6 protein-coding genes and 1 pseudogene are annotated in these 6,604 nt (G+C 45.2%); 2 read left to right on the top strand and 5 right to left on the bottom strand.

Annotated elements, in window-relative coordinates; all coding sequences use genetic code 11:
- Positions 1 to 98 precede the first annotated feature (98 nt).
- The gene (locus ACEW9J_RS14355) at positions 99 to 401 is read right to left on the bottom strand and encodes a hypothetical protein (protein ID WP_373545797.1); all 303 of its coding nucleotides are present in this window, start codon (positions 399 to 401) and stop codon (positions 99 to 101) included.
- A 168-nt stretch (positions 402 to 569) separates the two neighbouring features.
- Between ACEW9J_RS14355 and ACEW9J_RS14350 the strand changes: the two genes are divergently transcribed.
- A complete protein-coding gene (locus tag ACEW9J_RS14350; protein WP_373545796.1) occupies positions 570 to 1,787 on the top strand; it encodes a bifunctional sterol desaturase/short chain dehydrogenase in 1,218 nt (405 codons plus the stop codon).
- A gap of 252 nt (positions 1,788 to 2,039) precedes the next feature.
- Here the strand turns inward: ACEW9J_RS14350 and ACEW9J_RS14345 are convergent, their stop codons facing one another.
- The gene (locus ACEW9J_RS14345; RefSeq protein WP_373545795.1) at positions 2,040 to 2,684 is read right to left on the bottom strand and encodes a Crp/Fnr family transcriptional regulator; all 645 of its coding nucleotides are present in this window, start codon (positions 2,682 to 2,684) and stop codon (positions 2,040 to 2,042) included.
- Between the two features lie 147 nt (positions 2,685 to 2,831).
- On the opposite strand from ACEW9J_RS14345, the gene glcD reads away from it, so the two are divergent.
- A complete protein-coding gene (gene glcD / locus ACEW9J_RS14340) occupies positions 2,832 to 4,301 on the top strand; it encodes a glycolate oxidase subunit GlcD (protein WP_373545794.1) in 1,470 nt (489 codons plus the stop codon).
- Positions 4,302 to 4,710: 409 nt separating this feature from the next.
- Here glcD and ACEW9J_RS14335 read toward each other — a convergent pair whose 3' ends face one another.
- From ACEW9J_RS14335 to ACEW9J_RS14325, 3 genes and pseudogenes are all read right to left on the bottom strand, one after another.
- Positions 4,711 to 4,986 carry a hypothetical protein gene (locus ACEW9J_RS14335; protein WP_373545793.1) on the bottom strand — a complete coding sequence of 92 codons (276 nt, stop codon included), beginning with the start codon at positions 4,984 to 4,986 and terminating at the stop codon, positions 4,711 to 4,713.
- Positions 4,987 to 5,200: 214 nt separating this feature from the next.
- Positions 5,201 to 5,843: pseudogene (gene folE / locus ACEW9J_RS14330) on the bottom strand (GTP cyclohydrolase I FolE).
- A 55-nt stretch (positions 5,844 to 5,898) separates the two neighbouring features.
- Entirely contained in the window at positions 5,899 to 6,393 is a 495-nt protein-coding gene (locus tag ACEW9J_RS14325) for a GTP-binding protein (RefSeq protein WP_373545792.1), read from the bottom strand.
- Positions 6,394 to 6,604 lie beyond the last annotated feature (211 nt).

Below are 6,604 nucleotides of genomic sequence, written 5' to 3'. Positions count from 1 at the left end.
GCTTTACTCGCACGACAAAAGCAGCTTGCTGGAAAAACCTTTAGTTGTGATTGCAATGGCTGTAGAATGGCGGCACAGCAATTAGGCGTGACACTGAATTAGATCGCAAGTTCGCCAGATTTTACTTCTTGGCGAATCGCCGTTACACAATTGGTACAGCCACACCCAAATTTACTCAGAGCTGTTTGCTGCAATCGGCGTTCGTAATTCAATGGTGAAATCCCGTCTTCACTCGATTGGGAAGTATTAACTCGATTCTCTGGCACAGATGCTCCATCTACAACTTGGCGATCGCGATCGCCAAAGCTTTGCAGTGGCATGGCATAACTGGGATCTGTAAATAGTGCAGCAGCTAGGATCGAACCAGTACCAGCAATTACGGTTAACTTATTTTTGCCCATTATCGGCGCGGGATGAGTGGATAGCACTATTATATGCGACCGAAACTTGAATTTAAGTTTAATTCGAGCGAAATCTGATGGCTGCTCACGATCGAACGATTCCAATAATAATTTATGATATATTAATCGCTGCGATCGACAGCAAACTGCTATCTTTATCCATTCACCATGCAATTTATCCTTGGCATCATCTCCATCCTTTTAGCTGAAGTGGTGCGGGACATCTACCACATCGCAGGGCACTATTGGCAGCCAATCAAGCAGTTCCATCTGCTCCATCACAAAGCTTATCGGCGAGATTTTTCCATTGCTAATATGGAGACTTACAAAAAATCTCAACTGTACAACGATGTACCTGAAGCCCTGTGCATGGTAGGGTTGACAGCAGCGATCGCGATCTTGACTCAAAGTCCTGGGATGTGGCTGGGTTGTGTTTATTCCTTTGTATTCTTGGTTCCTGCTGTATTGCGCTCTCAAGGGATGTTACTCGCAACGGATCTCAGTCACAAGCCTGGAGATTTAGTGGGGATTCCGGCTCTGTGGCGGGTAAACCGCACTTATCATTGGCGACATCATTTTGATGAGACTAATGCTTATTTTGCCGGACATTTCACCTCAGTCGATCGAATGATCGGTACCAGTCTCTCATTAAAAGGAAAAGTAGTTGCTGTTACTGGTGCTTCGGGTGCTTTAGGACAAGGATTGATTGAAGAATTGTCCCGCCAAGGTGCAAAAGTCATCGCGATTACCACTAGTCCAGCAGCAGTATTTAAACCAGGTACAACGACCTTAGCTTGGGAGCTAGGAGCTGAATCAGATCTGCTATCTCACCTCCAAGAAGTAGATATTCTGATCGTCAATCATGGTGCTAATGTCTACGGCGATCGATCTCCCGCATCAGTTTACCAGTCTTATGAAGTGAATACTTTTTCAACACTTAGACTGACGGATTTATTTCTCAATACTGTGACGAGATCGCACGAACGAGCGACCAAAGAACTGTGGATCAATACCTCGGAAGCCGAAGTCAATCCAGCGTTTAGCCCTCTCTATGAATTGTCTAAACGCGCTCTCGGTGACTTGGTAACACTTCGTCGATTAGAGGCACCCTGTATTATTCGTAAATTGGTATTAGGCCCTTTCAAGAGTCAGCTCAACCCCTATGGCGTGATGTCTGCACCTTGGGTGGCTAGGGCAATTATCTTTTTAGCAAAGCGAGATTTTCGGGATATTATTGTGACGATTAATCCGATTACCTATCTGCTGTTCCCGATGAAGGAGTTGTTTCAGTCTTTGTATTTCCGCTTGTTCACCAAGAATGCAAAAGTATCTGTCAATCCGATGAGTGGTAATGTTGTGGATCGATCGACAAGCAAGTTTAATTAACGATCTAAAATCCACCCACAAGCTGTAGGATTGCCCCCTAAAGCGTATGGGTGGATTTTAGATCTAATAACGCCAAACTTAACTTTTAACCAATTTAACAAAGAGTCGGGGTTTAAATTCCCATCCTAAAAACCCAATTATCTGCTTGGTGCGCTGTCTTGTCGTTTTTTTATTCGGGGGGAACCCCCGAATAAAAACGCCGCTAAACCGTCGGGGAACCCGACGAGCGCGCATCCGCAATTATCAATTAATTTAATTACCGATATTGCTAAAGTAGCTATCCTCTAAAATTAAATGACGGTGACGATCGAGTTTCAGATAGCCTTTAGATTGAAACTGTGCCATCATCCGACTGACTGTTACTCGTGTAGTACCGATCGCGCAAGCCAACTGTTGATGGGTAAACTTGTAACCAATCCGCGTCTGACGATCTGGTAATGACTCACCCAATTCAGAGCGAAGCAATGATAATAAACCTCTTAACCTTTCGACAGTATGTCTGCGACCGTTGATAATCAGTAGTAGTTCGGCTTGGCGCATCCGTTTGGCTAATTGAGGGAGCAAGAGCTGCGACAGTCGCATCGAACTCTCAATTTCATCTAGACGCAGCCACCTCAGATACACTGGTGATAGTGCGATCGCTTGATAGTCTAATGTATCAGATCCGTGCGTCCCAAACCAGGCTCCAGTCGCAGCCCATCCAAATAATACCTGCTCTCCATCCTCGTAGTTGGCACTCAACTGCACCAATCCTTGGGTAACTTGCCACACACCCTCAGGAAACAATGGAATCTCATCACCTTTGGTGTGAAAATACAGCCGCTTGTTGAGGACAGAAGCCTGTTGATGCTGTTGTTGTGAGTAGTCTAGTTCTGTACTTTGAACGATTGACAGCATAATTTTCGCTCCAAAATCTGAACTTAGATTACTCGGTGAAGGTAAAATTCAGGTAATGGAGAGATTAAGGCTAGTTATTAATTGATAATTAATAATTGATAATTGATAATGTAGAGCAGATGCCCTTCAGCCCTCAGCCGCGATCGTATGCTACTAGCAGAAAAATCTACAGAACGTAACTGGAAACCGATTATTGCACAACTAACGGCAGTCGTCGGTATCAAAGGTATCATTCAGCGGCGGGAAGAATTGATGACTTATGAGTGCGATGGTTTGACTAGCTATCGCGAACGTCCAGCTCTAGTTATTTTGCCCAAAACTACCGCCCAAGTAGCCGCAGCGGTGGAAATTTGCGATCTAAATAATGTCGCCTGGATTGCGCGGGGCGCGGGGACGGGTTTATCTGGTGGCGCACTACCTGTCGAAAATTGCGTATTGATTGTCACGTCGTTGATGAATCAGATCGTCAAAGTAGATTTGGACAATCAACGGGTAGTCGTTCAACCTGGAGTAATTAATAATTGGGTGACTCAAGCTGTTAGTGGCGGCGGCTTTTATTATGCCCCAGATCCTTCGAGTCAGGTGATTTGTTCGATCGGTGGTAATATTGCTGAAAATTCCGGCGGTGTTCACTGTCTCAAGTACGGGGTAACAACCAATCACGTCCTCGGATTGAAATTAGTCATTCCCAGTGGGGAAATTGTTGATGTCGGTGGGGAAATTGGCGAAATGCCTGGATACGACTTGACGGGCTTATTTGTCGGCTCCGAAGGTACCCTCGGCATCGCCACCGAAATCACCCTCAAAATCCTCAAAACTCCCGAATCCATCTGCGTCCTATTAGCAGATTTTGAAAGCGTTGAAGCGGCAGGTAGCGCAGTCTCTGGCATCATTAGCGCGGGGATTATTCCCGCTGGAATCGAGATGATGGACAATTTCAGCATCAACGCCGTTGAAGATGTTGTCGCTACCCAGTGTTATCCTCGCGATGCCGCCGCGATCCTCCTGATCGAAATCGATGGTTCGGTATTAGAAGTAGCTACAAATCAAGCGCGAATCGCCGATATCTGCCGCGAGAATGGGGCGCGAGATATTGCCGTCGCGACTGAACCAGAACAACGGTTGCGCCTGTGGAAGGGGCGCAAAGCTGCCTTTGCAGCGATGGGGAAAATTAGCCCCGACTACTATGTTCAAGATGGGGTGATTCCTCGGACGCAATTATCTTATGTACTTCAAGAAATTGCGAGACTGGGCGAAAAATATGGATATTTTGTTGCCAATGTCTTCCATGCTGGCGATGGGAATTTGCACCCATTGATTTTGTACGATAATTCTGTTGCTGGTGCGCTAGAGCAGGTGGAAGCCCTGGGTGGAGAAATCCTCAAGCTCTGCGTCAAAGTCGGCGGGAGTATTTCTGGCGAACATGGAATTGGTGCGGACAAACGCTGTTATATGTCCGAGATGTTTACCGAAACAGATCTAGAGACGATGCAGTGGGTACGCCATGTATTTAATCCTAAAGAATTAGCCAATCCAGGCAAAATCATTCCGACTCCCCGCACCTGTGGCGAATCTGCCAAGTCTGGTCATAAATTTACCTCGGTCGAGCAATATTAGAGAGTCGATCGTCGATCGTTGATAGCGAAAAGTGCGTTCTTGGGGGTTCCCAACTGGGCGGGAGACCCCATCTGTGACAAGTTAAGGCGCGAGTGCATTTGCCCTTGCAGGTTTGAGCAGATGGCTCAAAGAGAAATTGTCCCTAGCAGCACAATGATTATTTTTCCGGTCCATATCTGTCTATCGATCGAATAGTCTGTTGGTTTCTGCTCCAAAAGCATCTTCTTTACTTCTTCTTTTTCTCGCTCCCCTAACCGCTGTACTCTTTTCGATTTTGTCGGTGTGACTAATCCCTTTAGCCCCTCTTGACAATAGCGAGCGATCCAATTGATTAAGCTCTGTCAGCGGTTTGCGGGTTGATGGGGTACATCGATCTTCAAAAGCCTGATTTGGGAAGAGGTACAGGATTTCAAGTGTCCCCTATGTTCCTGAGAACCGCTGTAGCTGCTCCGATCGATTCATGAATCTTCCTCCGCTTCATGTCTAATTCTAGACTGGGAAGGGAGTAGACTTCTAAAATGCCATCCTCCCAAAACCAGACTTCTGATACTCCCAACGCCTGATAACAATCTAAGTTTGAGAGATCGCCACTAGTAAAATTGACCTCGATCGACAGCTTAAAGCCTGGAATCTCATAAGATTCATCTGCCTCTACCGATGCAAAACCATCTCGCTTTTGAGTCACCGATCCAGTGGAGTTGAAATCGACTCGACGATCAAAAGATTTAGATATAAAACAGCTTACCCTAGCCCAAAGGCTAGAGTAGAAATCCCCTCCTTGGAGCGAAAAGTGCGGGAACAGGGGTTTCCCCAAGTGGAGCACCTTTTCAAGACAGGGGTGCCCGTAGGGCAGGACATTTATAGTCCGTGTGGGTAGATCCCCGCAGCAACTCAACCCCCTAATGAAAAGATGGACGGTGACGGATTAAATCCATAAACTCCTGACGAGTTCTGCCATCCTCCGCAAATACACCCTGCATCGAACTCGTCACAGTCCAAGAATCAGGCTTTTGCACACCACGCTACCATACACATGTGTATCGCTTCAACCACCACCGCCACCCCTTGTGGCTTTAACAACCCCTGGATTGCATTAGCAATTTGGGAAGTCAACCGCTCTTGTACCTGTAACCGACGGGCATACATTTCACAAATCCGAGCAACTTTCGACAAACCAATTACCTTACCATTGGGAATATACGCAACATGAGCGCGTCCGATAATCGGTAAAATATGGTGTTCACAAGAACTAAATAAATCGATATCTCGCACTAGTACCATTTCATTTGCATCTTCATGAAATACCGCTCCATTGCGCAACTCATCCAGCGATTGATTATAGCCAGAAGTCAGGTATTTGAGGGCTTTAACGACTCGTTTGGGAGTGTCGAGAAACCCTTCTCGATCTGGATCTTCACCTAGCCCAACAAGCAGTGTCCTCATCCTCACTGCTTGTTGCATCTCTGCTTCGGAGACGGAGGATTTGGATTCAGTGCTAATGAGCTGCTTACGCATATCGTCAGGTGAAATTGATAATGTCATTTTGGATGTTAGGTTGAGTAATTAAAGATTGAAGATTGAATTGCAATACTAAGAGTTAAGCAAAGCAATCTGTTAAATGCTGCCGAAGACGATCGGCATCTAGATTGCGCCCAATGAATACAAGCTGATTTTTAGGTGCAGATTGCCACGGCTCACCATTGAGATTAAACCGCGCACCACTAAGTTGAAAAATATGCCCATCTTCACTATTTGCAAACCACAGAATTCCTTTGGCTCGGAAAACTTCTGATGGTAAATGCAATTGTAAGAATGTTTCAAATTTCTTGACATCAAAAGGACGATCTCCTTCAAATGCGATCGAGACAAAGCCATCATTATCTAAATGGCTGGAATGGTGATGATGATGTTCATGAGCATGACGAGCGTGATTATGAGGGTCGTGTTTCTCATGTGCATGTTCATGTTTATGTTCTTGTTTGTGTTTAGGGTCATGCTCGTGTTTATGGGCATCATGAGATCCATGACTAGCGTGTTCGTGAGCATCATGTTTATGACTATCTTGCTCAGTCTGTACGCAGGGTGAACGCACTTAAATTTTCTATTATTAAAAATACGTGAAAATTAGATACAGATTTAATTTATCAAAGACGTAAAGTCTGTGTCTACAGGTAGCTTTAGCTAATTAATTATGTTAGATTGATTTGCAACTAATATCATTTCAAATGAAGCTGAAGCCCAAGCAGAGTATAGCAGAACATTTTAACGACATAGAAGACATTAGAATTGAACGTGGGAAAAAA

This window comes from Chamaesiphon sp. (assembly GCF_041737865.1).
GTDB lineage: Bacteria > Cyanobacteriota > Cyanobacteriia > Cyanobacteriales > Chamaesiphonaceae > Chamaesiphon.
The sequence above is the reverse complement of the archived record's forward strand: the minus strand, read 5'-3'. Positions and strand labels throughout refer to the sequence as shown.

Bases quoted from the DNA above. Each gene is read 5' to 3' on its own strand.
- ACEW9J_RS14345 (WP_373545795.1), bottom strand. From the start codon at position 2,684: ATGCTGTCAATCGTTCAAAGTACAGAACTAGACTACTCACAACAACAG.
- ACEW9J_RS14350 (WP_373545796.1), top strand. From the start codon at position 570: ATGCAATTTATCCTTGGCATCATCTCCATCCTTTTAGCTGAAGTGGTG.
- glcD (WP_373545794.1), top strand. From the start codon at position 2,832: ATGCTACTAGCAGAAAAATCTACAGAACGTAACTGGAAACCGATTATT.
- ACEW9J_RS14355 (WP_373545797.1), bottom strand. From the start codon at position 401: ATGGGCAAAAATAAGTTAACCGTAATTGCTGGTACTGGTTCGATCCTA.